The 24,629-nt window shown below is 71.8% G+C and carries 20 protein-coding genes and 1 pseudogene; 15 read left to right on the top strand and 6 right to left on the bottom strand.

What is annotated here, in order from left to right; all coding sequences use genetic code 11:
- Positions 1–225: 225 nt before the first annotated feature.
- Together ACZ44S_RS00990 and ACZ44S_RS00985 are read left to right on the top strand one after the other, a co-directional pair.
- On the top strand, positions 226–789 hold the full coding sequence (locus tag ACZ44S_RS00990; protein ID WP_466922866.1) for a hypothetical protein: 564 nt from the start codon (positions 226–228) through the stop codon (positions 787–789).
- Positions 790–992: 203 nt separating this feature from the next.
- Positions 993–1,559: a class F sortase gene (locus ACZ44S_RS00985; protein WP_466923623.1), complete on the top strand. Its 567-nt coding sequence runs from the start codon at positions 993–995 to the stop codon at positions 1,557–1,559.
- 8 nt (positions 1,560–1,567) lie between these two features.
- On the opposite strand, the gene ACZ44S_RS00980 is transcribed toward ACZ44S_RS00985, so the two are convergent.
- A complete protein-coding gene (locus ACZ44S_RS00980; RefSeq protein WP_466922863.1) occupies positions 1,568–1,978 on the bottom strand; it encodes a hypothetical protein in 411 nt (136 codons plus the stop codon).
- Positions 1,979–2,042: 64 nt separating this feature from the next.
- Complete coding sequence (locus ACZ44S_RS00975) at positions 2,043–2,825, bottom strand: sulfite exporter TauE/SafE family protein (protein WP_466922860.1); 783 nt, start codon at positions 2,823–2,825, stop codon at positions 2,043–2,045.
- A gap of 202 nt (positions 2,826–3,027) precedes the next feature.
- On the opposite strand from ACZ44S_RS00975, the gene ACZ44S_RS00970 reads away from it, so the two are divergent.
- The 4 genes and pseudogenes from ACZ44S_RS00970 to ACZ44S_RS00955 form a co-directional block, all read left to right on the top strand.
- Positions 3,028–4,245, top strand: a complete 1,218-nt coding sequence (locus ACZ44S_RS00970; protein WP_466922857.1) for an NAD(P)/FAD-dependent oxidoreductase — start codon at positions 3,028–3,030, stop codon at positions 4,243–4,245.
- A complete protein-coding gene (nirB, locus tag ACZ44S_RS00965) occupies positions 4,245–6,842 on the top strand; it encodes a nitrite reductase large subunit NirB (RefSeq protein WP_466922854.1) in 2,598 nt (865 codons plus the stop codon). The genes ACZ44S_RS00970 and nirB overlap by 1 nt, the downstream gene beginning before the upstream one ends.
- Positions 6,839–7,189, top strand: coding sequence for a nitrite reductase small subunit NirD (gene nirD, locus ACZ44S_RS00960; protein WP_190166110.1), 351 nt, complete (start codon positions 6,839–6,841; stop codon positions 7,187–7,189). The genes nirB and nirD overlap by 4 nt, the downstream gene beginning before the upstream one ends.
- A 128-nt stretch (positions 7,190–7,317) precedes the next feature.
- Positions 7,318–8,263 (top strand): annotated as a pseudogene (locus ACZ44S_RS00955) (SMP-30/gluconolactonase/LRE family protein); the annotation flags it as partial.
- Positions 8,264–8,280: 17 nt separating this feature from the next.
- Here ACZ44S_RS00955 and ACZ44S_RS00950 read toward each other — a convergent pair.
- Both ACZ44S_RS00950 and ACZ44S_RS00945 read right to left on the bottom strand, forming a co-directional pair.
- Complete coding sequence (locus tag ACZ44S_RS00950; RefSeq protein ID WP_466922851.1) at positions 8,281–9,942, bottom strand: SulP family inorganic anion transporter; 1,662 nt, start codon at positions 9,940–9,942, stop codon at positions 8,281–8,283.
- Positions 9,939–10,544, bottom strand: coding sequence for a carbonic anhydrase (locus ACZ44S_RS00945; RefSeq protein WP_190166112.1), 606 nt, complete (start codon positions 10,542–10,544; stop codon positions 9,939–9,941). The genes ACZ44S_RS00950 and ACZ44S_RS00945 overlap by 4 nt, the downstream gene beginning before the upstream one ends.
- 223 nt (positions 10,545–10,767) lie before the next feature.
- On the opposite strand from ACZ44S_RS00945, the gene ACZ44S_RS00940 reads away from it, so the two are divergent.
- From ACZ44S_RS00940 to tgmC, 8 genes are all read left to right on the top strand, one after another.
- On the top strand, positions 10,768–11,556 hold the full coding sequence (locus ACZ44S_RS00940; RefSeq protein WP_466922847.1) for a response regulator transcription factor: 789 nt from the start codon (positions 10,768–10,770) through the stop codon (positions 11,554–11,556).
- Positions 11,553–13,034 carry a sensor histidine kinase gene (locus ACZ44S_RS00935; protein WP_466922844.1) on the top strand — a complete coding sequence of 494 codons (1,482 nt, stop codon included), beginning with the start codon at positions 11,553–11,555 and terminating at the stop codon, positions 13,032–13,034. Before ACZ44S_RS00940 ends, ACZ44S_RS00935 begins: the two co-directional genes overlap by 4 nt.
- A gap of 135 nt (positions 13,035–13,169) precedes the next feature.
- Positions 13,170–13,592, top strand: coding sequence for an excalibur calcium-binding domain-containing protein (locus ACZ44S_RS00930; RefSeq protein WP_466922841.1), 423 nt, complete (start codon positions 13,170–13,172; stop codon positions 13,590–13,592).
- A 183-nt stretch (positions 13,593–13,775) separates the two neighbouring features.
- A complete protein-coding gene (locus ACZ44S_RS00925; RefSeq protein ID WP_466922838.1) occupies positions 13,776–14,978 on the top strand; it encodes a helix-turn-helix domain-containing protein in 1,203 nt (400 codons plus the stop codon).
- Between the two features lie 94 nt (positions 14,979–15,072).
- On the top strand, positions 15,073–15,528 hold the full coding sequence (locus ACZ44S_RS00920; RefSeq protein WP_466922835.1) for a recombinase family protein: 456 nt from the start codon (positions 15,073–15,075) through the stop codon (positions 15,526–15,528).
- A 206-nt stretch (positions 15,529–15,734) separates the two neighbouring features.
- Complete coding sequence (tgmA, locus tag ACZ44S_RS00915) at positions 15,735–16,082, top strand: putative ATP-grasp-modified RiPP (protein ID WP_466923620.1); 348 nt, start codon at positions 15,735–15,737, stop codon at positions 16,080–16,082.
- A 12-nt stretch (positions 16,083–16,094) separates the two neighbouring features.
- Positions 16,095–17,051: an ATP-grasp ribosomal peptide maturase gene (tgmB, locus tag ACZ44S_RS00910; RefSeq protein ID WP_466922832.1), complete on the top strand. Its 957-nt coding sequence runs from the start codon at positions 16,095–16,097 to the stop codon at positions 17,049–17,051.
- Positions 17,048–18,169 carry an ATP-grasp peptide maturase system methyltransferase gene (tgmC, locus tag ACZ44S_RS00905; protein ID WP_466922829.1) on the top strand — a complete coding sequence of 374 codons (1,122 nt, stop codon included), beginning with the start codon at positions 17,048–17,050 and terminating at the stop codon, positions 18,167–18,169. Before tgmB ends, tgmC begins: the two co-directional genes overlap by 4 nt.
- Before the next feature lie 185 nt (positions 18,170–18,354).
- Here tgmC and ppdK read toward each other — a convergent pair whose 3' ends face one another.
- Complete coding sequence (gene ppdK, locus ACZ44S_RS00900) at positions 18,355–21,102, bottom strand: pyruvate, phosphate dikinase (RefSeq protein ID WP_466922826.1); 2,748 nt, start codon at positions 21,100–21,102, stop codon at positions 18,355–18,357.
- Between the two features lie 536 nt (positions 21,103–21,638).
- Between ppdK and ACZ44S_RS00895 the strand changes: the two genes are divergently transcribed.
- The gene (locus ACZ44S_RS00895) at positions 21,639–23,339 is read left to right on the top strand and encodes an alkaline phosphatase family protein (protein ID WP_466922823.1); all 1,701 of its coding nucleotides are present in this window, start codon (positions 21,639–21,641) and stop codon (positions 23,337–23,339) included.
- Here ACZ44S_RS00895 and dusB read toward each other — a convergent pair whose 3' ends face one another.
- The gene (gene dusB / locus ACZ44S_RS00890) at positions 23,340–24,506 is read right to left on the bottom strand and encodes a tRNA dihydrouridine synthase DusB (protein WP_466922820.1); all 1,167 of its coding nucleotides are present in this window, start codon (positions 24,504–24,506) and stop codon (positions 23,340–23,342) included.
- Positions 24,507–24,629 lie beyond the last annotated feature (123 nt).

The following is a 24,629-nucleotide window of genomic DNA, read 5'->3' as shown; positions in this document are numbered from 1 at the left end:
GCTTCTGCGCGAGCGGTTCGGCGCGGCGGCCGTGACCTGCTGAAACTCGGTGAAGTCTGCGGCCGTACGGGTGCGTCTGACACCCGTTCAGCCCGCTCCCTGACGCCTCCTCAGGAAGCGGCGGCGGCGCGGTGGCACTTACCTCGGAAAGGCAGGGACGCGTCCGACGGCGGCACATGGGGGTGCCGCGGGCCGGGTCCCCTTCGTGAGCTCGAGGGAGCATCGATGCGACGTACCGCCCGGCTGCTGACCGGCGTCACCGGCAGGTCCGGTCTGACCGGCGCCGCGCTCGCCGTGGCCGCCGCGGGGCTGCTGGCCGCCCCCGCGTACGCCGTGGAGGCCCGCGACACCTCGGCCGGGGGCCTGGAGCTGTACCCGTCCTCGGTCGCGCCGGGCGCGCAGGTGACGGCGAACACCTCGGTGTGCGGCGACGAGGACACGGCCGGGGGTGACGCCTCCGCCGTGGGCGCCGGCCGCTTCACGCTGACGCCGAGCACCCACGAGGGGGACGCGATCGGACAGTTCCAGGTGCCGCCGAGCGCGCAGCCGGGGACGTACCAGATCGTCGCCACGTGTGCCGGCGGCGGCCGGCGGGTGGCGGGTGACCTGCTGGTCACGCTGACGCCCGAGTCGCAGCAGGTGCATCCGCGAGGAAGTGTGAAGACGGGGGTCGGCGGCGCGCTGGGCCACGACCCCGTACGGACCGCGGCCGGTGTGTCGGCTCTCGCCGTCGCCGCCGCGGGCGGTACCTGGCTCCTGCATCGCCGGGCGAGAGGCGACGGGATCTGACGGGCACCCTCCGCTGCCCGTCCCCGCCGGTACCGCATGTCCCCTCCCCCTCCGGGTCCGACGCCCCTCGCGGCCCGGAGGGGGGTACGGGGCCGACTCGAGACGAGGTCCACTCCGTGACGCGCCGCAGGTTCCGACGCCGGGCCGGGGGTCCGAGCAACGCAGCGATAACCGCCGTCACCGTGCTCGCCCTGTGCTCCGGGATGCTGCTGCTGCGCGACGGGTGGGGGGACACCCCGCCGCAGCCGTCGGCCGCCGAGGCCCACACCGGGACCGACGGCCGCAGCACCGGCCGGGCCGCGGCGCCCGCGCTGCCGCCCTCGCCGCCCGACCGTGTGCGCATCCCGGCGATCGACGTGGACGCGCCCCTGACCGGTCTCGGCCTGACCCGGACCGGCAGCCTCGACGTCCCGCCCGCCGGCCGGAAGAACCTCGCCGGCTGGTACGAGTCCGGCACCACCCCGGGCGAGCGGGGCACCGCGATCATCGCCGGACACGTCGACAACGCCGACGGTCCCGCCGTCTTCTACTCCCTCGGCGCCCTGCGCAAGGGCAGCACCGTCGAGGTGGACCGGCGCGACGGCCGGACCGCCGTGTTCACCGTGGACGCGGTCGAGGTGTACGACGCGCAGGACTTCCCCGACCGGAAGGTGTACGGCGCGGCCGCCCGCCCCGAACTGCGTGTCATCACCTGCGGCGGCGGCTACTCCCGCACCACGGGCTACCGGGGGAACGTGGTCGTGTACGCCCACCTGACCGCCACCCGCTGACCGTCACCTCAGCCGGACGTGGCGTCCGCACAGTCCTCCGACGTCCTCACCACGCCGAAGACCACCGGGTAGTCGGTGATCTGCCGGTTCGCTCCCGGCCGGGTGGTGCAGACCCGCCACCCGGCGGGATCGTCCACCGGACGCTCCTGCCCAGTGGCGTCCTCGAAGAGGATGTCGGTCCCGGGCCCCATCTGTTCCTGCGCGCGCCCGGCGTTGCCGCCGATGACGTCGGGCATGACGGCGGTAACCGGCTGGGCGTCCGCCGGACCGGGGGACTCGACGACGCCCGCGGTGGTCTCCGGGGTGTTCGAGGGCTCCGGCGCGGCGGGGGCGGAGCAGGCGGTGGCCGCGCACACGAGGGCGGCGACGAGGACGGGTCTCAGCGGCTTGATGATGGTCGTGTCCTTCCAGGCGTTCATGACGGTCCGGCACAGTATCCACGGGCCGGCGGGTGCGGCACCCGGCGGCCAGGCTCTGTCGGACCTAGGCCAGCCACTGTTCGTACGCCAGGTCGGCCACCAGGGCGAAGACGACCGTCAGCAGGACGACGCGGACGAATCCGCTGCCCTTCTTCAGGGCCGTGCGGGCGCCGAGCATGCCGCCGGCCAGGTTGAAGACCGCCATCAGCGCCGCCAGTTGCCACAGCACCGCGCCCTGCCAGGCGAACATCGCGAGGGCGCCGGCGTTGGTGCAGCAGTTGACGATCTTGGCGGTGGCGGAGGCAGTGACCAGGTCGAGGTGGAGCAGGGCGGTGAGGGCGAGGACGAGGAACGTGCCGGTGCCGGGGCCGATGAGACCGTCGTAGAAGCCGATGCCGAGGCCGCCCAGGCCGATCGCGGCGAGGATCTGGCGGCGGGTGGCCGGGCCGGTGGCCGGTGCCGTGCCGAAGGCGGGGCGCAGGATCACGAAGGCGGCGACGGCGAGCAGCACCACCATGATCACCGGTTTGAGGACCTCGGTGCTCATCCCGGCCGCGAAGAAGGCCCCGCCCGATGATCCGGCCAGGGCGGCCAGGCCGATGCGCACGGCCGTTTTCACGTCGACCGGTGCCTTGCGGGCGTAGGTGACCGCGGCGCCTGTGGTGCCGACGATCGCCACCGCCTTGTTGGTGCCCAGCGCGTGCGCGGCCGGGGTTCCGGAGGGGAGGCCGAGCAGCAGCGCGGGAAGGAGCAGCAGCCCGCCGCCGCCGACCACGGCGTCGACCCAGCCGGCGGCGAGGGCGGCCAGACAGAGCAGAACGACCGTGGTGAGGGAGATGTCGGGCATGACCGCGACCCTACGAACGGGATAGATGTCACGTCCATCAAGATGAGCGTTTATTGAGGTTACGTACCGGGGCAGGCCTCCGGTCCCGTCACCCGGCCGGGGCCCACCTCACACCCGCCGCCGTCCGCCGCTGAGATCAGCGTTCCGCGCGGGAAACAGAGGGGATGCCGACGGGAAACACCCGCACCGCACGCTCAGGGGCATGACCTCGAATGAGCGTGTGGTGGTGATCGGCTCCGGCCTCGCGGGCGTACGACTCGCCCGCCGGCTCGGCGAGCTCGGCACGCCCGTGACGCTGATCGGCGAGGAGGAGCACCGCCCGTACAACCGGGTGCTGCTCGCCGAGGTGCTGGCCGGGCGTTACAGCCCCGAGGTGATCGCCCTGCCGGCGCCCGCGGAGCTGACCCGGGCCCGGGTGACCGGCATCGACCGCGCCGCACGGACCGTCACCTGCGCCGACGGCTCGGTGGTGGAGTACGGCCGCCTGGTCCTGGCCACCGGCTCCAACCCCGTGCTGCCGCCGCTGCGCGGCCTGTTCACCGCGGACCACGAGCTGCCCGAGGGCGTGCACGCCTTCCGCACCATGGACGACTGCCTGGGCCTGGCCAAGGCGGTACGGCCGGGGGTGCGGGCGGTGGTGATCGGCGGCGGGCTGCTCGGCGTCTCCGCGGCCCGTGCGCTCGCCGTGCGCGGCGCGCAGGTCGTCCTCGCCCAGCAGGCCGGGCGGCTCATGGAGCGCCGGCTCGACCCGGCCGCCTCGGCGCTCATCGAGCGGTACCTGACCGGCCTCGGCGTGGAGGTGCACACCGAGTGCCGGGTGCGGGACGTACGCTGCGTCGCCGGCGCCGTCCGCTCGGTGGAGATGGCCGACGGCTACGCCCTCGACGCCGACCTCGTGGTGCTGGCCTGCGGCGTCCACCCGCGAGTGGGTCTCGCGCAGGCCGCCGGGCTCGAGGTCGGCAGGGGCATCGTCGTCGACGACGAGCTGCGCACCTCCGACCCGCACATCCACGCCGTCGGCGACTGCGCGCAGCACGCCGGCACGGTGTACGGGCTCGCCACCCCGGCCCTCGAACAGGCCGACGCGCTCGCCGCGCTGCTCGCCGGGGACACCACCGCCCGCTACACCGGCACCCGCTCCCTGACCCGGCTCACCCTGGCCGGGCCGGACAGCCCCTTCGACCTGGCCGCGTTCGGCGAGACCGAGGCGCTGCCGGGCGACGACGTCGTCCAGCTCACCGACGCCACCCGCGGCACGTACCGCAAGGTCGTCGTCCGCGACGACCGCCTGGTCGGCGGGGTCCTGGTCGGCGAACTCGGCACCGTCGGCGCCCTCGCGCGCGCCTGGGAGGGAGCAGAGCCGCTCCCGTCCGACGGCGGGCCCCTGCTCCACCTGCTCACCCATGACGGAGGCTCCTGATGCCCACGGACACACCGACCATCGTGCTCATCGGCCACGGCATGGTCGGCCAGCGTTTCCTGGAGGCGCTCGCCGAGCGCGGTCTGACCGCCACGCACCGCGTGGTCGTGCTGTGCGAGGAGCCGCGTCCGGCGTACGACCGCGTCCAGCTCACCTCGTACTTCTCCGGGAAGACCGCTGAGGACCTGTCCATGACGGACCCGGCGTTCCTCGAGACGCACGGCATCGAGCTGCGCGTCGGAGACCCGGCGGAGACCGTCGACCGTGCGGCGCGCAAGGTGACCGCCCGCTCCGGGCTGGTCGTCGACTACGACATCCTGGTCCTGGCCACCGGCTCCTACCCGTTCGTGCCGCCCGTGCCGAACAAGGACGCCGAGGGCTGCTTCGTCTACCGCACGATCGAGGACCTGCTCGCGATCGAGGAGTACGCGCGGACGTCGACGACCGGCGCGGTGGTCGGCGGCGGGCTGCTCGGTCTGGAGGCGGCGGGCGCGCTCAAGGGCCTCGGGCTGAACACCCACATCGTGGAGTTCGCGCCCCGGCTGATGCCCGTCCAGGTCGACGAGGGCGGCGGCGCGGCGCTGCTGCGCACCATCGAGGACATGGGCCTGTCCGTCCACACCGGTGTCGGCACCCAGGAGATCGTGGTCGGCGAGGACGGCGCGGTCACCGGGATGAGGCTGTCGGACGGGTCGGAACTCGCCACCGACCTGGTGGTGTTCTCCGCCGGTGTCCGCCCCCGCGACCAGCTGGCCCGTGACTGCGGCCTCGACGTCGGCGAGCGCGGCGGCATCGCGGTGGACGAGCAGTGCCGTACGGTGACCGACCCGCACGTGTTCGCGATCGGCGAGTGCGCGCTGGCCGCCGACGGCCGGGTGTACGGACTGGTGGCGCCCGGCTACGAGCAGGCGGAGACGGCCGCGGCGACGATCGCCGCGGACGAGTCGTCGTTCACCGGCGCGGACCTGTCCACCAAGCTGAAGCTGCTCGGCGTGGACGTGGCGTCCTTCGGCGACGCGCACGGCACCGCCGAGGACTGCCTGGACGTCGTCTACTCCGACTCCCGGGCCGGCCTGTACAAGAAGCTGGTCATCGGCCGGGACGGCACGCTGCTCGGCGGCATCCTGGTCGGCGACGCGGAGGCGTACGGCACACTGCGCGCCTTCACCGGCTCGGTGCCGCCCGTCGCCCCGGAGGCGCTGGTGCTGCCCGCGGGCGCCGGGGCCCCGGCGCAGCTCGGCCCGTCCGCGCTGCCCGACGACGCCGTCATCTGCTCCTGCCACAACGTCACCAAGGGCACCATCCGCGGCGCGGTCACCGAGCACAGCTGCACCACCGTGACCGAGGTGAAGAAGTGCACCAAGGCCGGTACCGGCTGCGGCAGTTGCGTCAAGGTGCTGGGCCAGCTGGTCAACGCCGAGCTGGAGGCGAGCGGCGTCGAGGTCGACAAGGGCCTGTGCGGCTGCTTCTCCCAGACCCGCGAGGAGCTGTACGAGATCGTCCTGGCCCTGCGCATCGCCTCCTTCCAGGAGCTGCTCGACCGGCACGGCCGCGAGGCCGCCCGGGGCGGCGACGGCTGCGAGGTCTGCAAGCCGGCGGTCGGCTCGATCATCGCCTCCCTCGCCCCGGCGATCGGTGCCAGCACCTACGTCCTCGACGGCGAACAGGCCGCCCTCCAGGACACCAACGACCACTTCCTGGCCAACCTGCAGAAGAACGGCTCGTACTCGGTCGTGCCGCGCATCCCCGGCGGTGAGATCGCCCCCGAGAAGCTGATCGTCATCGGTGAGATCGCCCGCGACTTCGGCCTCTACACGAAGATCACCGGTGGTCAGCGGATCGACATGTTCGGCGCCCGCGTCGAACAGCTCCCCCTCATCTGGGCCCGGCTGGTGGACGCCGGCTTCGAGTCCGGCCACGCCTACGGCAAGTCGCTGCGCACCGTGAAGTCCTGCGTCGGGCAGACCTGGTGCCGCTACGGCGTCCAGGACTCCGTGCGCATGGCGATCGACCTGGAGCTGCGCTACCGGGGGCTGCGCTCCCCGCACAAGCTCAAGTCGGCGGTCTCCGGCTGCCAGCGCGAGTGCGCGGAGGCCCAGTCGAAGGACTTCGGCGTCATCGCCACCGCCAACGGCTGGAACCTGTACGTCGGCGGCAACGGCGGCGCCACCCCGCGCCACGCCGACCTGCTCGCGCAGGACCTCTCCGACGCCGAGCTGATCCGCCTCATCGACCGGTTCCTGATGTTCTACATCCGCACCGCCGACCGCCTGGAGCGCACCAGCGTCTGGCTGGACCGGATCCCCGGCGGCCTGGACCACGTGCGGGACGTGGTCGTCCACGACTCGCTGGGCATCTGCGACGAGCTGGAGGCGCTGATGGCCGCCCATGTCTCCCACTACCGCGACGAGTGGGCGGAGACCATCAACGACCCGGAGAAGCTGGCCCGGTTCGTGTCCTTCGTGAACGCGCCCGACACCCCCGACCCGGTCGTCGCCTTCGTGCCCGAGCGCGACCAGATGAAGCCCGACCTGCCGCTGCTGAACATCGGCCTGCGCCCCGCCGACGACATCCTGGAAGGAAGCGCCACGCGATGACCCTGGCCCTGGAGACCACCGATCTGAAGGTTCAGCTCCGCCTCACGGACGACTGGTTCACGGTCTGCGACCTGAGCGCGCTGCTCCCGGGCCGCGGGGTGGCGGCCCTGCTGCCCGACGGCCGCCAGGTGGCCGTCTTCGCCGACCGCACCGGCCGCCTCTACGCCATCGACAACCGCGACCCCTTCACCGGCGCCGCGGTCCTCTCCCGCGGCCTGACCGGCACCCACCGGGGCCGCCCCTTCGTCGCCTCGCCGCTGCTGAAGCAGCGCTTCGACCTGGAGTCGGGCCAGTGCCTGGACGACGAGGCGGTGCGGGTGACGGCCTACGAGGTGAAGGCGGCCTGACCCGCGGGGCGCCTGTCGACTTCCTGTCGGGTTGGGAACGTACCCTTCAGCGGGCCCGGTGCATCGGGTTGCATCGGTCGTGCCCGTCCGTTGCAGGCACCGTTCCGATCCGTCACGGAGGTCCGGACATGACCCCGCACCACGACCCGCAGCACCTCAAGCCCTCCCGGCGTGCCGTGCTCGGCGGTGCCGCCGTCGCCGCGTTCGCGGTGGCGGCCGGCGCAGGCCACAGGCCACCGGCCCGCCTGGCCCACCGAGTTCCCGCTGCCGGACGGCTGGCTGCCCGAGGGCATCGCCATCGGCCGCGCGCCCTACGCCTACATGGGCTCCCGCGCCGACGGCGCGATCCTCCGCACCGACCTGCGCACCGGAAAGGGCGAGGTCCTGCACGAGGGCGCCCCCGGCCGTGTCGCCATCGGCCTGAAGGCAGGCCACGACGGCCTGCTGTACGTCGCCGGCGGCGGGGAGGGCACCGCGCGCGTCGTCGACGCCCGCACCGGCGCCCTGCGCGCGACGCATCAACTCAGCGACGACGCCTCCCCGTTCATCAACGACGTCGTGCTGTTCCGGGACCGCGCCTGGTTCACCGACTCCCGCGAGGCGGTCCTGTACGGTGTCCCGCGCGGGCGCGGCGGCCGCGTCCGCGCGCTGCCGCTCGGCGGCGACTGGGAGCAACTGCCCGACGTCATCAACGCCAACGGCATCGTGAGCACCCCCGACGGCCATGAGGTGATCGTGGTCAAGAGCACGCCGGGCGAGCTGCACCGGGTGAGCCTGCGCACCGGGCGCACCACCCGCATCGCCCTGTCCGGCGCGGAGAACGTGGTGAACGGCGACGGCCTGGTCCGCGTCGGCCGCACCCTGTACGTGGTGCAGAACCGTTCGAACATGGTGACGGTCTTCGAGTTGGACGCCCGCGCCACGACGGCGGCCCTGCGCCGTACGATCACCGACCCGCGCTTCGACGTCCCCGCCACCGCCGCCCGTTTCCGGGACCGCCTCTACCTGGTCAACGCGCGCTTCACCAGCCCGCAGACGCCTCAGACGACGTTCACGGCGGTGGCGGTGCCCCTCGGGCCGGTCCACCGGTCTCAGCCCCTGAGGGGCGGGCGGCCCGCGTACTCCTCCGGCTGGGGCCGGGTGTCGAGGTAGAACCACTCGGCGTCGGGGGCGGGCGGCCGGGGCGGCGCCTCGGAGGCCGGGGCGGCCGTCCCCGCTCCGGCCGGGCCCGGCATCAGCAGCTCCACCCGCAGCCCGTTGCCGCGCTGCTGGGCGGTGAACTCCTCGACCTGGTTGCGGCAGGCGTGGTCCAGGTGAGTGACGCCGGTGAGGTCGAGCCGGATCCGCGGCTTGCCGGAGACGGCGGCGGACTCCAGCGCCTCGATGACCTTGGGCAGCCGCAGGAAGGTGGCGTTGCCGGCCATGACCACCTTGGCGGTGTCCTCCTCGACGTGCTGCCGGATCACCGTCTGCGACATGCGCAGCGCGGCCAGCAGGATCCCGGCGGCGAGACCGACGAGCACCCCCTCCAGCAGTGCGGTCGCCACGATGACCAGCATGGTCAGGGTCATCACCGCGAACTCGCCCCGGTCCTGGCGCCACATCTTCGGGAACTCGGCGGGCGCGAGCAGCTTCCAGCCGCTGTGCACCAGGACCCCGGCGAGCACCGAGATCGGGATCAGGGCCAGCAACTGGGGCAGCAGCAGGGCGAAGGCGAGCAGCCACAGCCCGTGCAGCGTGCGTGAGAGCCGGGTGCGGGCGCCCGCCTGGACGTTGGCGGAGCTGCGGGCGACCACGGCGGTGATGGGCAGCGCGCCGACCAGGCCCGCCAGGGTGTTCCCCGCTCCCTGGGCGATCAGTTCGGTGTTGTAGCGGGTGCGCGGGCCGCTGTGCATCCGGTCGACGGCGGCCGCGGTGAACAGGCTCTCCGCGGAGGCGATCACCGTGAAGGTGACGATCGAGGTGAGGACCGCCGCGTTCGTGAGCTCGGCGAACTGCGCGGGTCCCGGCACCTGCACCGAGGCGAGCAGATCGCCCACCCGCAGGGTCCGCACGTCCACGCCGGGCAGCGCGGCGACGACGCTGCCGAGGGCCACGGCGACCAGCGCGGCCGGGACCTTCCCGGCCGGTCCCGGGACCTTCTTCCAGACGAAGGCGAGCACGATGGTGACGGTGCCGAGCAGTGCGGCGATCATCGCCTGCCGGTCGGTGAGGACGTCCGCGAGCAGCCCGGGCAGGCCGGCCATGTTCTCGATGGGGGTGCCGGGGGCCCTGGCGTCGGCCATCGGATACACCTGACCGACCATCAGGGGCAGCCCGATGCCCGCCAGCATGCCCTGGACCACGGCGAGGGAGATCGCCTGGAACATCCGGCCGAGGCGGACCAGGCCGAGGACGATCTGCAGGAGTCCCGAGCCCAGGACGATCACGGCGAGCACGGCGACACCGTGTTCCGCGACGGTCTCGGCGACGAGTGCGGCAAGGCCCGCGGCGGGTCCGCTGACCTGGAGCGTGCTGCCCCGGGCCGCGCCGACCACCAGCCCGCCGATCACTCCCGAGATGATCCCCAGCTCGGCCGGGACACCGGAGGCGACGGCGACCCCGATGCACAGCGGCAGGGCGACGAGGAAGACGACGAGGGAGGCGGCGATCTCGTTGGCGAGGCCTGCCTTCCGCGGGAGAGCGGTCTTCCCGGGCGCCGTCCTCCGGGAGGCCGCCCGGCCGGCCCGGCCGCGTGCGTGGGCCCCGCTCATGCGGCGTGCACCCGGAAGTCGCCGTCGTCGCCGAGCTCGTACACGCTGCCGGTGTCGATCTCGTAGTACCAGCCGTGCAGCCGCAGCCGGCCCTCGTCGAGCCGCTGCCGCACCACGGGGTAACTCCGCAGCGCGTCCAGCTGGTTGACGACGTTGACCTGGGCCACCTCCGGCAGCGCCGGGTCGTCGGGGGCGGCGTCGAGCACCGGGGCCAGTTCCGTGCGGGCCGGCCGGAGCCAGGCGTCCACGCCGGGCAGCGCGGAGAGGTCGTCGCCGGACTTCAGCGCGCCCATGGCTCCGCAGTGTGAGTGACCGCACACGACGATGTCCTGAACCCCGAGCACCTGGAGCGCGTACTCGACGGTGGCGGCCTCGCCGGAGGGTTCGGGGCGCCCGTAGGGCGGCACGATATTTCCCGCGTTCCGTAGCTCGAATATGTCCCCGGGGCGCGCTCCGGTGATCAGCGCGGGAATGACCCGGGAATCCGAGCAGGCAATCACGAGCGCCTCCGGATATTGCCCGTCGGCCAGTTTGAGATAGGCGTCGCTCTCGAATGCGGTCCGCCGCCCGAAGGCGCGGGCCCGATGCAGTAGCGCTTTCAACTATGCCTCCCGAGTGGGATGTTCGGCCTCGTCATTCCACCGTAGGGGAGGCTGATACAGCGGAAGGTTAAGCGAGGGACAGGACCCGGACAGGAATGTCACTTTCTTTTTCCTGGGAGACGGAAAAAGCTTTCTTCTTGTAGCGTGTCGACCGCCGGACGGCACAATACAATGCACGCCGTCCGCGCTTGTTTCCATCATGTTTCACGGAGAGACGGGACACATGGGCATACGAGTGCTGCTCATCGAGGACGACGAGACGATCGCCGAACCGCTCATGGAGGGCCTCACGCACTTCGGGCTGACCGTCGACCACGTCGCCACGGGCACCGACGGCCTCAGAGGCCCGTACGGCGATGTCGTCCTGCTCGATCTGGGACTGCCGGACATCGACGGCATCGACGTCTGCCGCGGCATCCGCCGGGTCTCCGACGTGCCGATCGTCATCCTCAGCGCGCGCGGGGAGGAGACCGACCGGGTGCTGGGGCTCGAGCTGGGCGCCGACGACTATCTGGCGAAACCGTTCAGCGTGCGGGAGCTGGTGGCCCGCGTCCGGGCGGTGAACCGGCGGACCCGGCGCACGCACGGCGCCCCCGAGGCGGCCGAGCCTCCGCCCCACGAGCCCGCGTCCTACGAGCCGCCGTCCGCCGAGCCCTCCCCGGCGGCGTCGTACGAGCCCCCGCCGGAATCCCCGTCGGCCCCCGGCCCGCTCGTCGTGGACCGCCGCACCCGGCAGGTGTGGGTCGGCGACACGGCCGTTGTGCTCACCCCCAAGGAGTTCGACCTGCTGGCGCTGCTCGGCGAGGACCCGGGGGCGGTCTACTCCCGCCAGACGATCCTGGACCGGGTCTGGGACCCGCACTTCGACGGGCCGACCAAGACCCTGGACGTCCATGTGGCCTCCCTCCGCAAGAAGCTGGGCCACCCGGCGTGGATCCGGACGCTGCGCGGTGTCGGCTTCCGGCTGGCGGTGCGCACCCGGCCGCAGACCTCCGGGGCGGACTCCCCGTGACCCGCCGCCTGCTGCTCAGCTATCTCAGCCTGGCCGCGCTGGTCCTGGTCTGCCTGGAGATCCCGCTGGGCTTCGTCTACTCGCGCGGGGAGCGCGAGCGGGTGGTCAACGCCGCCCGTGACGAGGCCGAGTCGGTCTCCGCCTACACCGCGCTGTCCCTGGCCACCGGGCGGGCCCGGCGGGATCTGCCGGCCCGCGTGACGCACTGCGCCGAGCGGATCGGCGGCAAGGTGGTGATCGTCGACAGCGCGGGCGCCCCGCTCGCCACCTCGCACCCGCTGACCGCCGGCGCCGCACGCGCCCTGGCCTCCCGGCCGGGGATCGAGGCCGCGCTGCGGGGCACCTCGTCGGTGGACGTGCGCACCTCCACCATCGGCGGGGTGGAGTACCTGTCGGTGGCCGCCCCCGTCGGCGAGGGCGAGCGGCCGGAGGCCGCCGTGTGGCTGACGGTGCCCACGTGGACGGTCCACGCACGGGTGCGCCGGGTCTGGCTGCTGCTCGGCCTCGGCGGGCTCGGGGTGCTCACGGCGGTCGCCGTGGTGGGCTTCGCCTTCGCCCGCTGGGCGGGGCGGCCCATCCGGCAACTGGAGCGCGCCACCCACGCGCTGGCGGACGGGGGCAGGTTCGCGCCGGTGCCCGTCACCAAGGGGCCGCCCGAAGTGCGCTCCCTGGCCGCCGCGTTCAACCGCACGGCGGCCCGGCTCGCCCATCTGCTCTCCTCCCAGCGGGCGTTCGCCGGTGAGGCGTCGCACCAGCTGAAGACCCCCCTCGCGGCACTGCGGCTGCGGCTGGAGAACCTGGAGCCGCATGTCTCCGCACGCGCCCGGGGCAACCTCGAGGCCGCGCTGACCGAGACCGACCGGCTGGCCCGCATGGTCGAGGCCCTGCTGGCGATGGCCCGCCTGGAGGAGCGCGCTGCCACCCCCGTCCCGGTGGACATCGGCGCGGTCTGCGCGGAGCGGCACGCCGCGTGGCTGCCGGTGTTCGCCCGGCAGGACGTCTCGCTGGTCCTGTTCGCGGGCAGTGTGGGGCCCGTCCTCGCGCTGCCGGGGGCCGTCGAGCAGATCCTGGACAACCTGCTGTCCAACGCCCTGCGGGCCTCGCCCGCCGGCAGCACGGTCACCATCGAACTGCGGCCGCGCACACCGGCCCGCCGCGCCCTGCGCGACAGCCGCCCCTGCCGGGTCGACCTGCACGTCACCGACGAGGGCCCCGGGATGACCGCCGAGCAGCGGGCCCGCGCCTTCGACCGCTTCTGGCGCGCGCCGGGCGCCCCCAAGGGCGGTACGGGCCTCGGTCTCGCCCTGGTCCAGCGCCTCGCCCACGCCGGCGGCGGCGAAGCGGCGCTGCGCACGGCGGCGACGGGCGGACTGGACGCGGTGATCGGTCTCCCCTCCGCGGCCCCGCCCGCGGACGGCGGACCCCCGGACGAGCGCCGCGCCCCCTTCCGGGAAACCCCGCCCCTCCCCCTGCCGTAGCGGAGAGCTACCTTCCGGTCACGTCACGTTCGTATCACAGGACCTTCATATTCCCGCCCCGCCTTTCGCACCCCAGTAGTTTCAGCACCCTCGCACCAAGCACACGCATACGCCCGATCTGGGGGGCTCCTCACCATGAACCCGTTCCGTACCTCCGCCGCCGCGATCCTCGCCGCCCTCGCCCTGGCCGCCGTACCGGCCACCGCCGTGGCTCACGACGGCAACCACCCGTTCAAGAACTGCGCCGACGCGTACGAGAACGGGTACAGCAACATCGCCAAGGGCGACGACCACTACGGCGAGCACCTGGACCGCGACAACGACGGGATCGGCTGTGACCAGCCGCCCGCCGGTTTCACGCCGCACGAGGAGACCGGCGGGGACACCGGCAAGGAAGCGGGGAACACCGGCGGCGAGAAGCAGAGCGACGGCGGCACCGACCTCGCCGAGACCGGCGGCAGCGACACCACCCCGTACATCGCGGCCGGCGGCGCTGCGGTCGTCCTCCTGGGCGGCGGCCTGATGATCGCGGCCCGCAAGCGCCGCGAGAACCGCTGAGGCGCGAGAACCACCGTCCCCGCACGCACGGAGGAGCGGCACCCCCGCACGGGTGCCGCTCCTCCTTCGTGATCCGGGGCACGCCGTGCTCCCCGCCGCAACGGCCCGCAAGCCCGGCGGGGGACCCTGTACCGGGACCTACCATCGAAGGACAGCAGCCCGAGCCGACGCACTGGGGTGACCGTGAGCAACTGGGCCGACCTGACGAACGGCAAGCGCATCAAGCACCTCCGGGGCTCCGACCTGACCCAGCAAGGGCTCGCCGACGCAGCCGGGCTGTCCCTGGCCCTGGTACAGAAGGCCGAGCAGGACCGGGGCGAACTGTCCATCGGCTCGCTCCTCAAACTCGCCCACGCGCTGAACACGGACGTGTCGGTGATTCTGGGGCAGCAGGCGCCTCGTCGGGGGATGGACCAGGGCACCCGAGCCACCGTGCGGCGGCTTTCGGATGCCGTCCACGACAGCGCCCTCGGGGCGTGGGAGAGCATCGAGGAGCCGAGCACTCTCGCCGAACTGTCGGTCGCTCATGACCGCGTGTGCGCCACCTACTGGCAGGGCGCTTACGAGGAGTTCGGGGAAATCGTCGCCAAGGTCCTGCTCGAAGGTCGCGTTCGGCACGCGCAGGCCAGCGGACACGAACGCGAACGCCTGGGCTCGGTGCTGGCAAGCACGTACCAGTTCGCATCCTCGGCCGCGGTCCTCCTGGGACAGCGAGACCTCGCACTGGGCGCGCTCACCTCGGCACGCCACCTGGCGGAGAGTTCCGGCGACGACGTACTGACCGCACTTCTGGAATCCACGCTTTCGTGGATCTACCTGCGGAGCGCCAGAGTCCCGCGCGCGGTTGCCGTTGCCGAACAGGCGGCCCTGCGCATCGAACCGTCGTTCAGCAGGGCGTCCCGCCCGCAACTGCTCGCATACGGACGGCTGATGATCTCCGCCGCCGTGGCCGCTTCACGCCAGGGCGATGCCCCGTCCGCCGACGACTACTTGTCGCAAGCCCATGCGGCTGCGGCTCGGCTCGGCAGCGACGAGGCACTGTACGGCACGCATTTCGGTCCGACCTCGGCGAACACCGAGGCCGTGGGGATCGCTGTCGCCCTCGGGAACCACGGGAGGGCACTACAGTTGGCCGCGCGCACGGAGCTTCCCCGTTCCATGCCCAAACTCGCCCGCAACCGCTACAAGCTCGACGTCGCCCTGGCTCAATGCGCGGCCGGCCTCCATGACCAGGCGGGAGACACCCTGATCGAGGTAGGACTCGATGCCCCCGACTGGGTCAGGCATCAAGCACTGCCCGGTGTCATCGGAAAACGCCTCGCGAAAGTATCCACGGCGCGCGTGCGCGGCATCAGCGAACTCATCGGCGTTCCCTTGATCGTGTAAGCCCTACGGACCGTAGGAGTACGGATGGGACAGCCTCCTCCGGTCGTACGCCACATCACTTCACTCTGCGTGATCATGCGAGCACACTTGATGCATGGTCAGTTTCAAGGATGAGCAGCCGCAGGAGCGGGCTCAGCCCCGCCGGACCGAGGGCGAGCGGAAGCGGCGTCGGGCACTGGCGGACGCGGCGGTCGGTGACGCGCCGGCCGAGACCGCGAGAATCGAGCGGTTCCGCTGTGTGATCTACCTGTGCGGCGCTTCCCACACGGACATCACGCGGCCTCGTAAGGAGTGCACGGAGTACGCGAACGTGTTCGGGTGGGAGATCGCGGACGTGATCGAGGAACGCGCGGGTCTGCTGCCGCCGCATGGGCGTGCCGGGCTGAGGCGGGCCGTCGAGCGCGTCAGGAACGGCGAAGCCGGTGCCGTGCTCACGGCGTGGCGCTCGATGATCTCACCCGTTCCGCACGAATACGACGAAGTGGCACGCGAGATCGAGAAGGCGGGCGGCTTCCTGCACGACAAGGACGCGGCCGGACGCACGCCGTGACCTTCGCCCCGGCCGTCACCCGCCCGTGGCACGACGTATGGCCCCTCGTCGCGCAGCCGGACGACGGCAATCCGTGGGTGGACGGCGCCTGTTGGTTGTACTGCCGACGGGAGGGAGTACGCGTGCTCTGGGTCGGCTCCGTGACCACGCCCGGCGCGAAGGGCGACGTGTACGCGTGCGGCCTCTGCGTCGCGGAGCTCGACCATATGGCACGCGTCCAGGCGCACGCCCGCGACGAAATCCCGCACGACACCACAGAACGAAGCGATCGAGGAGGATCCTTGCGAACGAGCTTCACACACGAGAAGGCCGCCGCCCCCGCCCCGTGGGGGCTACGCCGGATGACTCCGCTGCGGAACGGTTCTCCCTCGCCGTGGCGGTACGCAGGCATCGACCCAACCACACAGACCGGCCGATGGGCCGGTGAGAACGGAGAGGTGGCTCCGACCGAACTCGGCAAGCACGGCACGAGCGTGAACACCTACCCGCCCACGCAGGTCGGCAAGGACGGCAAGGTGGACGCCGACTCCGGCCACGACGCCACCCAGGACTAGGGAGACAACGCCATGGGTGGACACCCGGTACTGGTCTGCACGGAATACGAGGACCCGACCGCCGATCTGGTCATCGTCGAACTGAACCGGCGCCGGGTGCCGGTGCTCCGGTTCGATCCGGGGCGCGACTTCCCGGCGTCCATGGCGCTTGTCGCACGCCTCGGGGAGGGTGGCTGGGACGGGAGCCTGACGGTCGGGGCCCGTACGGCCGAACTTTCCAAGGTACGCGCTCTGTACCACCGCCGGCCGAGCGCGTACCCGACGGACAGAGGCTCGCAGGCGGCCCGGTTTGCCGCACAGGAGAACCGGCGCGGCTTGGGCGGCGTACTGAGCGCACTGTCGGAATGCCTCTACCTGAGTCACCCACAGGCCGTCGCTCGGGCCGAGTACAAGCCCGCGCAGTTGGCCGCCGCGATCCGCGCGGGGTTCAGGGTCCCGGCCACCCTCATCACCAACGACGTGGGAGAGGCCAAGCAGTTCTGTGCCGACGGGCCCGCACTCTACAAGCCGTTGCACGCGGGGGCGTACGAGATCGAGGGCGAACCCGCCGGGATCTGGGCCGCCCCGGTCGAGGCGAAGGAAATCGACAAGGCGGTGAGCCACAGCGCGCACCTGTTCCAGGCCCAGGTGCCCAAGGTGGCCGATGTGCGAGCGGTCGTCGTCGGTGAGCAGGTGTTCAGCTCCCTGATCACCGCACCGCCCGGGGTCGTGGACTGGAGATCCGAGTACCGGAGTCTCACCTACGAGCGGGTTACCTGCCCGAGCGACGTCCGCCGGGCCATGGCACGGTTTCTCGCCACCTTCGGTTTGAACTTCGGTGCTTTCGACTTTGCCGTGGCCACGGACGGCGCATGGTGGTTTCTGGAGTGCAACCCCAACGGCCAATGGGCTTGGCTCGAGCATGCGGCCGGGCTACCGATCACACATGCGATCGCCGACCTGTTGGAGAACGGAGCGACCCCTGCATGACCGACCCCATGCGCTCGGAACACCTACGGGCCGCCCTCACCCGGCGTCTGGTCGCATCCGGCACTCTGTGCAGCCCCGAGTGGGAGGCGGCCGTCATGTCGGTTCCCCGCGAGGCGTTTCTCGCGCGCGGCTGGTTCGAGTACGAGGACGGCGGCTGGTACCGTCCCGCGACCGGGAACGTCCCGGAAGGACTGGTGCGGATCTACGAGGACGACACCCTCGTGACACAGGTCGCCGCGGGCGTCTTCCCCGACCAGGTCGAGGGGCGCATCGCCGCGGCCCCTTCCTCGTCGTCCACCCTGCCGAGTCTGGTCGTGCGGATGCTCGAGGACCTGCGGGCGACCGACGGGACGCGCGTCCTTGAGATCGGCACCGGGACGGGCTACTCGACGGCCCTGCTCTGCCACGTCGTCGGCGAGGACAACGTGACCACGGTCGAGGTCGACGCCGAGGTGTCCACACGCGCCGGCATGGCGCTCGCGGGAGTGGGATACTGGCCGGCCCTCGTGGTCGGTGACGGGCTGATGGGCTACGCGGAGGGCGGCCCGTACGACCGCGTGATCGCCACGTGCAGCGTGCACACCGTGCCGGGCGACTGGCTCGCTCAGACCCGGCCCGGCGGTGACATCCTGGTCACGGTCGGCGGATGGATGCACGCGTCGGAACTCGTACGGCTCACCGTCGCCGACGACGGCACCGCCCACGGGCCTGTCCTCGGCGGCCAGGTCACGTTCATGCCGGCCCGTCCCCACCTTCCGCCCCCGCTGGGCATCCTGCCGAAGCTGGGTGAAGGCGAAGCGGTGCCCGCGGAGCTGGGCGCGGATGTGCTCGACGACTGGACGGCCCGGTTCGTCGCACAGTTCGCCGCGCCACGCGCACAGCGGATCATCCTGGATCGTGACGGGCGGACGGAGCACGTGGTGATCGATGTGGATGCCGAGGCGTGGGCGGTCGTCTTCAGGGAGGGTGCGCGGTGGATGGTTCGGCAGGGTGGCGCGGTGCGCCTGTGGGACGACATCACCGCACACCTCGCGCAGTGGAGGGCGGACGGGCACCCGCCCTCCGACCGCATGCGCCTGCACGTCGGCCCCGACGGGCAACGCCTCACCTGGGCGTGACGAGAGGACGAGACCTTTCGCCCTGCAGTCGCAAGCGGCGCGAGAACCGCTGACCCCCCATGCACGGAGGAGCGGCACCCCCGCACGGGTGCCGCTCCTCCCTTCGTGATCCGGGGCCGTTGCCGATCGGTGAGGGTGGTCGGGTGACAGGCAACGGTCCCGGGGTCCACTCGCCCCGGGGGGCTCTAGCGGTGGTCGCTGCCCGCCGAGGTGACCGCCGCGCGGCCGGCCTCCAGGCGGGCGACCGGGATGCGGAACGGGGAGCAGGAGACGTAGTCCAGGCCGACCTCGTGGAAGAAGTGGACGGACTCCGGGTCGCCGCCGTGCTCGCCGCAGACGCCGAGCTTCAGGTCGGGGCGGGTCTCGCGGCCGGCCTTGGCGGCGAGCTTCACCAGGGAGCCGACGCCGTCCTTGTCGATCGTCTCGAACGGCGACACCCCGAAGATGCCCTTCTCCAGGTAGGCAGTGAAGAACGAGGCCTCCACGTCGTCCCGGGAGAAGCCCCAGACCGTCTGGGTGAGGTCGTTGGTGCCGAAGGAGAAGAACTCGGCCGCCTCGGCGATCTGACCGGCGGTCAGCGCGGCGCGCGGCAGCTCGATCATCGTGCCGATGGCGAGCTTCAGCGAGGTGCCGGTGGCCTCCTCGACCTCGGCGATGACCTTGTCGGCCTCCTCGCGGACGATCTCCAGCTCCTGCACCGTGCCGACGAGCGGGATCATGATCTCCGCGCGGGGGTCGCCCTTGGCGCCCTTGCGTTCGGCCGCGGCCTCCGCGATGGCCCGCACCTGCATGGTGAACAGCCCGGGGATGACCAGACCGAGGCGGACGCCGCGCAGGCCCAGCATCGGGTTCTGCTCGTGCAGCCGGTGCACGGCCTGGAGGAGGCGCAGTTCGTTCTCGTGCGGCTCCTGCCGGGACTCGGCGAGGGCGACGCGGACCGACAGTTCGGTGATGTCGGGCAGGAACTCGTGCAGCGGCGGGTCGAGCAGGCGGATGGTGACCGGGAGGCCGTCCATCGCCTCGAACAGCTCGACGAAGTCCTTCTTCTGGAGCGGCAGCAGGCCCTTGAGGGACTCCTCGCGCTCGGCCTCGGTGTCGGCCAGGATCAGCCGCTCCACCAACTCGCGCCGGTCGCCGAGGAACATGTGCTCGGTGCGGCACAGGCCGATGCCCTGGGCGCCGAAACGGCGGGCGCGCAGCGCGTCCTCGGCGTTGTCGGCGTTGGCCCGCACCCGCAGCCGGCGCTTGCGGTCGGCGAAGGCCATCATCCGGTGCACGGCCTCGACCAGCTCGTCGGCGTCGTCGGCGCCCGGGTGCATCCGCCCCTCGAAGTACTCGACGACCGGTGACGGGACGACCGGCACCTCGCCGAGGTAGACCTTGCCGGAGGAGCCGTCGATGGAGACGACGTCGCCCTCCTCCACCACGTGCCCGCCCGGGACGGTCATCCGCCGGCGCTTGGTGTCGACCTCGAGCTCCTCGGCGCCGCAGACACAGGTCTTGCCCATGCCGCGGGCGACGACGGCCGCGTGCGAGGTCTTGCCGCCGCGCGAGGTGAGGATGCCCTCGGCCGCGATCATGCCGTCGAGGTCGTCGGGGTTGGTCTCGCGGCGGATCAGGATGACCTTCTCGCCGGAGCGGGACCACTTCACGGCGGTGTAGGAGTCGAAGACCGCCTTGCCGACCGCCGCGCCCGGGGAGGCGGCGATGCCGCGTCCGACCTGCTGGACCTTGGCGTCCTCGTCGAAGCGCGGGAACATCAGCTGGGCGAGCTGGGCGCCGTTGACGCGGGTGAGGGCCTCGGCCTCGTCGATCAGGCCCTGGTCCACCAGTTGGGTGGCGATGCGGAAGGCCGCGCCCGCGGTGCGCTTGCCGACGCGGGTCTGGAGCATCCACAGCCGGCCGCGCTCGATGGTGAACTCGATGTCGCAGAGATCCTTGTAGTGGTTCTCCAGCGTCTCCATGATCTGCATCAGCTGGTCGTACGACTTCTTGTCGATCCGCTCCAGCTCGGCGAGCGGGACCGTGTTGCGGATGCCCGCGACCACGTCCTCGCCCTGCGCGTTCTGCAGGTAGTCGCCGTAGACGCCCTGGTGGCCGGAGGCGGGGTCGCGGGTGAAGGCGACACCGGTGCCGGAGTCGGGGCCGAGGTTGCCGAAGACCATGGAGCAGACGTTGACGGCGGTGCCCAGGTCGTGCGGGATGCGCTCCTGGCGGCGGTAGAGCTTGGCGCGGTCGCCGTTCCAGGAGTCGAAGACCGCCTTGATGGCGAGGTCCATCTGCTCGCGCGGGTCCTGCGGGAAGTCCCGGCCGCACTCGGTCTTGACGATCTTCTTGAACTTGGTGACGAGCTTCTTGAGGTCGGCGGCCTCCAGCTCGGTGTCCACGGTGACCTTCTTGGCCGCCTTCGCCGCCTCCAGCGCGTCCTCGAACAGCTCGCCGTCCACGCCGAGGACGGTCTTGCCGAACATCTGGATGAGGCGCCGGTAGGAGTCCCACGCGAACCGGTCGTCGCCGGCCTGCTTGGCCAGTCCCTGCACGGACTTGTCGGACAGCCCGATGTTGAGGACGGTGTCCATCATGCCGGGCATCGAGAACTTGGCCCCGGAGCGGACCGACACGAGGAGGGGGTCGTCGGCCTGGCCGAGCTTCTTGCCCATCCGCGACTCGAGGGCGTCGAGGTGCGCACTCACCTCGTCACGCAGTGCCGCCGGCTCCTCGCCACTGTCGAGGTAGGTCTTGCAGGCCTCGGTGGTGATGGTGAAGCCGGGCGGGACGGGAAGGCCCAGGTTGGTCATCTCGGCGAGGTTCGCACCTTTGCCGCCGAGCAGGTCCTTGAGGTCCTTGTTGCCCTCGGTGAAGTCGTAGACGAACTTCACGCCCTCAACGCTCATGCCCGACTGAGCTACGTGGGGATCTTTGTTTTCCGACACGGGTCTCGACTCCTCGAGGACGCGGTGGCTGCCCTGACGGCGAGGAATGTACCCAGATCAAAGGCGTCTGGGTACGTCCACTTGCGCGTCATGCGCCTGTAACCACTCGCTCGCCAGCGGATTGAAAGTCAAGGCTTGGCAAGCGGTCACCGTCGAGTGTTTTCACCTCTTGAACACATCACCCCGCCAACCAGGCTTCCGAGCGCTCATCTGAGCAGCATTCTCCACGTCTGATTTCGCTCGATGAACGATCAAGAGGTGGCACTGAGTGCCAACCTTTGAGAAGTGCAGCCGCTCAAGATCCGCTCATCTGAGCGCAACCCTTATCAAGGGTGGCGAGAATCACGCTGCCACACCGCGTCGGATTTCACCATGCGGACCCGCCCCGGCGTGCGCCCCGGCACCCGCCCCCGCACCACGAAGTCACCGGCCCGATGAACACGCCGGTCGGCCCGGCCGTACGAAACGACGGCGGACCCGGACCCCCACGCCGGGTCCGCCTCCTCACCGGCCTCGGTACGGAAGGAACCTCCGGGTTGCCTGTCTCCATACGTGTCCTCGGACGTGCCCGCACCCGCCTGCGCGCCCTGCGCGACGCGCACCCCGCCGGGGCCCGGACCCTCCGCCGGACCGTCCACGTCCTCGCCGCCGTCCTCGTCGTCGGTGCGCTCCTGTTGCCGAACTCCGCCCCCGCCTTGCGTCCGAACCGGTTCACCGGCATCCCCGCCGAAGCGATCATCGGCGCCGTCCTGCTGCTCGCCCTGCCCCGCCGGCCCCGCATCGTCGTGGCCGCGCTCTACGGGGCGGGCCTCGGCGTCCTGACCGTGCTGAACCTGCTGGACATCGGGTTCACCGAGTATCTGGGCCGGGGCTTCAACATCGTCCTCGACTGGGGCCTGCTGGACGACGCCCTGTCCTACGTCGAGGACTCGATGGGCGGCACGGCGGCCACCGCCGCGGCCGTCGGCGCGGTCCTGCTCGCCCTGCTCGTCGTGGTCGTCATGGCACTGGCGACGGTCCGGCTCGGCCATCTGCTGGCCCGGCACCGCGCCCGCGCCACCCGGGGCGCGCTGATCGCGGGCACCGTGTGGATCACCTGTACCGCCCTGGGGCTGCAGATCGCCGGTGTGCCGGTCGCCTCGGACCGGGCCGCCGGGGCGGTCAAGGGACAGACGGAGCGCGTGGTGAACACCCTGCGCGACGAGGCGGCGTTCGCGCAGGAGGCCCGGGCGGACACCTTCGGCGCCACTCCCCCCGACCAGCTCCTGCCGGACCTGCGCGGCAAGGACGTCGTCATCGCCTTCATCGAGAGCTACGGCCGCAGCGCCGTCGAGGACCCGGCGATCGCCCCCGGCGTCACGCGCACCCTCGACGCCCGCACCGCCGCGCTCGCGCGGGCCGGCTACCGCGCCCGCTCCGGGTGGCTCACCTCGGCGACGTACGGCGGCAGCAGCTGGCTGGGGCACTCCACGGCGCTGTCCGGCCTGTGGATCGACAACCAGCAGCGCTACCGCACCGTCACAGGCGGCGACCACCTGACCCTCACCAAGGCGTTCCGCAAGACCGGCGCCTGGGACACCGTCGGCATCATGCCCGGCGTGCAGAAGGCCTGGCCGGAGGCGGAGTGGTACGGCCTCGACCGGGTCTACGACGCCTTCGAGCTGGGCTACCGGGGGCCGAAGTTCAGCTGGTCGACCATGCCGGACCAGTACGCCCTGGAGGCGTTCGAGCGCCTGGAGCACGGCAGGAAGCACGACAGGCCGCTGATGTCGGAGATCATCCTCACCTCCAGCCACCAGCCCTGGGCGCCGATCCCCGAGCTGGTCGACTGGGACGACCTCGGCGACGGTTCGGTCTTCGACGCCATCCGGCAGGCGGGGAAGGAGTCCTCCGACGTCATCGCCGACTCCGCCGCCTCCCGGCGGGAGTACGGCAGGTCGATCCAGTACTCGGTCACCAGCCTCACCCAGTGGCTGGAGCGCTACGGCACCGACGACACCGTGCTGGTCTTCCTCGGCGACCACCAGCCCATCGCCCGGGTCAGCGGCCACGGCGCGAGCCGGGACGTGCCGGTGACGATCGTCGCCAAGGACCCGGAGGTGCTGGCGAAGACCGACGGCTGGAAGTGGACCGAGGGACTCAGGCCGGCGAAGGACGCGCCCGTGTGGAGGATGAGCTCCTTCCGCGACCGCTTCCTGACGGCCTACGGCTCCGTCCCGCACCCCGCCGAGGGCTGATCAGCCGCCGGAGGTGTCGAGCTCCGCGTCCTCGCCGACGCCCGCGCAGTCGTAGGGGTCCTTCAGCCAGCCGTCCGGCAGCACCACCCGGTTGTTGCCGGACGTCCGGCCGCGGGGCCCGTCCGCGCCGGCGGGCCAGGGCTGGTCCAGGTCCAGTTCGTCGAGCCCCGCCCGCAGTTCCTCCAGCGAGGAGGTGACCGCGAGCCGCTTGCGCATCTCGGAGCCGACCGCGAAGCCCTTCAGATACCAGGCGACGTGCTTGCGGAAGTCGATCACGCCGCGGGACTCGTCGCCGATCCACTCGCCGAGCAGCGAGGCGTGCCGGACCATGACGTCGGCGACCTCGCGCAGAGCGGGCCGTACGTAGGCGTCGGTGCGTCCCTCGAAGGCGGCCACCAGATCCGCGAACAGCCACGGCCGGCCGAGGCAGCCGCGGCCCACGACCACGCCGTCGCAGCCGGTCTCACGCACCATCCGCAGCGCGTCCTGGGCCGACCAGATGTCGCCGTTGCCGAGCACCGGGATCTCGGGGACGTGCTCCTTCAGCCGGGCGATGGCGTCCCAGTCGGCGGTGCCGCCGTAGTGCTGGGCGGCGGTGCGGCCGTGCAGCGCGATGGCGGTCACGCCCTCCTCGACGGCGATCCGGCCGGCGTCCAGATAGGTCAGGTGGTCGTCGTCGATGCCCTTGCGCATCTTCATCGTCACCGGCAGGTCCCCGGCGCCGGCGACCGCCTCGCGCAGGATGGAGCGCAGCAGGTTCCGCTTGTACGGGAGGGCCGAACCGCCGCCCTTGCGGGTCACCTTCGGGACCGGGCAGCCGAAGTTGAGGTCGATGTGGTCGGCGAGGTCCTCCTCCGCGATCATGCGGACGGCCTTGCCGACGGTCGCCGGGTCGACGCCGTACAGCTGGATGGAGCGGGGCCTCTCGGTCGCGTCGAACCTGATCAGCTGCATGGTCTTGTCGTTGCGCTCGACCAGCGCCCGGGTGGTGATCATCTCGCTGACGAACAGCCCCTTGCCACCGCTGAACTCCCTGCACAGGGTGCGGAAGGGCGCGTTGGTGATCCCGGCCATGGGAGCGAGCACGACCGGCGGCAGGACGGCGTGCGGGCCGATGCGCAGGGTCGTGGTCGCGGGCGTGCTCGGGGTCGGCGAGGGCGTGGGCATTCCCCCATTGTCCCGCATGCCGCGGAGTACCCCGGACGCTACCCGTGTAACGGTCATTAGTTAGACGCACTATCGAAGGGCGCCTACGATGGCGTCCATGCCCGAGCTCAGCCACGGCCGACG

The organism is Streptomyces malachitofuscus, from assembly GCF_055571035.1.
Note: the sequence above shows the minus strand (reverse complement) of the source record. Positions and strands in the feature narration are given on the sequence as shown.